Raw genomic sequence first — 3,780 nt, 5'->3', positions numbered from 1 at the left:
AAAGCAGGTCGGTCGACGTGCACAGCGCCACGTGATCAATCGTGCCGGTGCTGTTGGCCGTCGCGCTCTTGCCGGTCACGGTCAGCACGCGGTTGCCGGTGCTGGTCGTCTTGGCAAAGTCGCCGCTGGCCATGGTGATGGCGCTGGCGTGACGGGCCTTGCTGATGGCGTCCGCACGGTCAGTCGGCTGCCCGTTGCAAATATACATTTCGGTCGCCGTGGCGATGGTATCAAGCGGCGCGTCCTGCACCGCCTGGGAGGCGAATTTGGCCATATGTGGCTCCTAGAACTTGTTGCCAAAATGGCGGGCGGCCACTTCCAGACCGCCCGCCACTTCACGCCACATCAGGTAGTGGCGATCTTCAGCACCTTGATGGCCTCGCTATCCACCAGATCACCGCCGACACGCTTGCTCGAATAGAACATCGTGTAGGGCTTGTTGGTGTACGGATCGCGGATCACGTTGGTGGTGCCAATTTCCAAAATCGTGTAGCCGGCAAAGAAATTGCCGAACGCGATCGGGAAGGCGTTGGCCGCCACAGCCGGCATATCTTCGGCCTCTGCCACCGCATAACCCAGGAAGGTCGCCGGAGCGCCCGCCTGCGTGGAGGGCTGCCACAGATATTGGTTGTCAGTGGCCTTCAGCTTGCGGATTGCCGCAACGCTCGACTTGCTCATCATCCAGATAGCGCCCGGACGATGGCCAGCCTTCAGCGAAGCCACCATGTCGATATAGATATCGATGCTGGTGGGCAGCGCCGCCGCCTGACCGGAGGCGATATACTGCAGCACGCCGGCGGCGCGGCTGCTGTCGGCAGTCGTGACCGGGGTGCCCTTGATGAAGCCCTGCGGCTTGTTGCTGCCGTCGCCAGTAATGAACGCCGCAGCTTCGGCGCGGGCCATTTCCAGCTCGACGTTTTCAGCCACGAACGCGGCAACGTCGAACGACAGATCGTTCAGCGCCCACTGCGACACGGCCGGGTTGGCATAGAGATCGCCGGACGGCGGGGTGATTTCCTGCAGCACCGGCGTGTTGGTTTCCGGACGCGCAGACGTTTCACCCACCCAGCCCGACGCCATGCCGCGACGGTTCAGCAGGATGCGGAAATCGCGCCCGCTGGCCTGCACAACGCGGGCCACAGAGCGCACCGGGCTGATGTCAACCAGGCGGCGCTGCGTGACCGGATCGATGATCTTGGGCAGCGCGAAACCGCCGTCCGCGTTCACCGAAGTCGTGACCGACTTGGCTTCGAAGCCCTCGGCCACCACACCCTTGCGGGCATAGTCGGCAAAGGCGTTCTTGGCTTCAAGGCGCGCGGCTTCCTCGGCAGCATCGCCGGTCGGGCGTGCGGCCTTGATTTCGGCTTCACGCAGCTTTGCCTGCACGCTGTCGAGCGCGTCGTTCAGCTTCTTGATTTCGTCGGCCACAACGGCGTCAGCCTTGCCGGCCAGTTCCTGATCGACCTTCGACTTGAAGGCGTCAAAAACCTTGCCCTGCTCATCGAGCAGAGCCTTGATTTCAGTGCTCATTTTGGGATTTCCTTATTGAAGGATGGACAGATTGCGGCGCAGCAAGGCCGCGATTTCCGCCGCGTCCGTCTCAGGCTCTCCCTGATCGGCTTTGGCTTGGAACCGTGCGCAGATGCGGACGGCATCGGCCCTCGAATAGCCGGCGTCCCGCAGGCTGTGTTCAAGGTCGCGAATGGTGACAATCTCATCAGCCGACTTGACGCTGGTGAAGCGCGCGGCTTGGTTCATCGGGTCGTTGACCAGCGACACCTCGACAAGCGAGGCGGCCTTGATCTGGCGGCGTTCAGTGGCACCCATCGGCGGGCGGCCCAGTTCCTTGGCACGATAGCCGATCGACATGCCACCAATCGCGCCACCCTTGAGCGCAACATACAGATCGCGGCCCAGCGTGTGATCGAACAGCCGGCCCTTGACGCGCAGGCCGTGGCCATCCTCACCCATCTGTTCCCAAACGCCCACCGGCATCACCGGCCCGCCGCCCATCTGGCCGTGCTGATAAAGCATCGTCGGCAGCCGGCCGCCGGCCTTCCACTCGGCCAGCGTTTCGGTGAACGCGCCCGGCAGGATCTTGTCGCCGCCACGGTCGACGTTGTTGAAAACCGCGCCATAGCCTTCGAACGACATGGCCACGCCATCATCGGCAAACTTGATTTCGGTCAGGCTGCAGGCGCTCTTGCCGGCGATTTCGTCGCACAGTTCGCCAATCACCTCGCCGCCGCCCTTGGCCGCAATCGCGGCTTCAGCATCGGCCCAGGTTTCAGCCTCCACGCGGTCAAGCGCGTCGTTGCCGTCGATCAGATAGGTTGCCATCAAGCGCCTCCAGTGGCGTCACGCGGGCCAAACAGATTGGCCGCCGGCGTGTATTCGTTCAGAATTGCCTCCGTACCGCGCGGCATGTCCAAAGCCTCGCGCATGTCGTTGCCGGTCGCCGCCCCGTTCTGGCGCATGATGGCCAGCGTTTCGGCGCGTTCCTTGGCAGTGGTGCCGGCAAGGCTGTGCTGTACCAGCTCGATCTCGTATTCGTCGCGCTCGCGCTCAGACAGCAGCGCCAGTTCGGCCGATTGTTCAAACCGTTCGAACCATGGACCCATCGTCAAGGTGCGGTGCGCCAGGAACATCTGCTCAATGCTGGCATAGGCCGCCGTGCCGTCCTGATGCCCGACCATGATGGGCATCACGCGGAAAAAGCGGCAGATTTCCGGCACCAGAAACTTGCGGGTTTCGATATATTGCGCCTCGTCGGCCTTGATGTCGTGCGGCTGAAACTTGACGCCGCCGGCCAGCAGCGCCGTCTTGAGCCGGTTGCCTTCGCCCTGATGCACTGCCGTCCACTGCTTGCGGATAGCGTCGACCACTTCCGGGCTGGGGTTGCCTTCAACTTCAAGGTGCCCCGAAAGCCGGGTGCCGTTGGCGAACATTTCGCTGCCAAAGCTCTCAGTTGCCAGTGCCAGCCCGATGCTGTCACGCGCCAAGGCCAGCAGATCAGCGCCGCGCCATCCTTCCCATGACGGGCCTCGGATGTGCCACATCATCGAAGCCGGAATTTCAATCTCGCGCGTTTTCTCCGTCCGCACCCAATAGCGCACAGACAGATCGGGCTGCCGTTCAAAGCGAACGAAGCCCGGCTCGTATGGGAGCAGTTCAAGCGGGCGGCCCTGCGTGTCGCGCGTTATGACCACGAACGCATTGCCGGCCAGCGCCAGATGCATGGCCACCTGCTCGCGAAATTCGAAGCTGGTCTGCGCAAGGTTCGGCCGGCGATACAGCAGCCGCCACAAAGGATGCTCGCGGGCCTCGATCCGGCCGCCGCCGTCCGTGCGCTGGTAAATCTTGCACGGCACCTGGGCCAAGCCCTCGGCAATCACCCGGATGCAGGCAAACACGGTCGAGACACCAAGCGCATCCCGCAGCGACACGTTGGCGCCGGCCTTGGATTGGCTGCCACCCACGCCGGCCAAGAAGGCTGCATAGGCTTCAGTGCCCGGCACCGGCAGGCTATACGCCTTCGCCTCGGCAGGAGCGCCATCAGCCAGCACGACATCCGCCGGCCAGATGCTATCTCGGATGAACGAAAGCGCACCCATTACAGCACGTAAACCATCGGATCGAGGGCAGCGTCTTTCGTCATCGTCGCCGCTCCTATCGCCATTGCCAGCGCCACCACCGCGTCAATCCGCTGCGTGGCCTTGCGCTTGGCAAACCATCTGTTTTCAAGCGGGTCGCTTTCCAGCACCGCGCTCATCATTGCCG

General features: G+C 63.1%; 4 protein-coding genes. All 4 read right to left on the bottom strand.

What is annotated here, in order from left to right:
• Nucleotides 1-274 (bottom strand): hypothetical protein (locus RT662_RS09445; protein ID WP_313670464.1); only part of this gene is annotated, 274 nt, incomplete at its 3' end.
• 71 nt (nucleotides 275-345) lie between these two features.
• Nucleotides 346-1,530 carry a phage major capsid protein gene (locus tag RT662_RS09440; protein WP_313670463.1) on the bottom strand — a complete coding sequence of 395 codons (1,185 nt, stop codon included), beginning with the start codon at nucleotides 1,528-1,530 and terminating at the stop codon, nucleotides 346-348.
• Between the two features lie 12 nt (nucleotides 1,531-1,542).
• Nucleotides 1,543-2,340: an HK97 family phage prohead protease gene (locus tag RT662_RS09435; RefSeq protein ID WP_313670462.1), complete on the bottom strand. Its 798-nt coding sequence runs from the start codon at nucleotides 2,338-2,340 to the stop codon at nucleotides 1,543-1,545.
• Complete coding sequence (locus RT662_RS09430; RefSeq protein ID WP_313670461.1) at nucleotides 2,340-3,614, bottom strand: phage portal protein; 1,275 nt, start codon at nucleotides 3,612-3,614, stop codon at nucleotides 2,340-2,342. The genes RT662_RS09435 and RT662_RS09430 overlap by 1 nt, the downstream gene beginning before the upstream one ends.
• Nucleotides 3,615-3,780 lie beyond the last annotated feature (166 nt).

It is taken from the genome of Sandarakinorhabdus sp. (assembly GCF_032115815.1).
Lineage (GTDB): Bacteria > Pseudomonadota > Alphaproteobacteria > Sphingomonadales > Sphingomonadaceae > Sandarakinorhabdus.
The sequence above is the reverse complement of the archived record's forward strand: the minus strand, read 5'-3'. Positions and strand labels throughout refer to the sequence as shown.

What these genes read in the sequence shown, in the direction of transcription:
- RT662_RS09435 (WP_313670462.1), bottom strand. Translation starts at nt 2,340, where the DNA reads ATGGCAACCTATCTGATCGACGGCAACGACGCGCTTGACCGCGTGGAG.
- RT662_RS09440 (WP_313670463.1), bottom strand. Translation starts at nt 1,530, where the DNA reads ATGAGCACTGAAATCAAGGCTCTGCTCGATGAGCAGGGCAAGGTTTTT.
- RT662_RS09430 (WP_313670461.1), bottom strand. Translation starts at nt 3,614, where the DNA reads ATGGGTGCGCTTTCGTTCATCCGAGATAGCATCTGGCCGGCGGATGTC.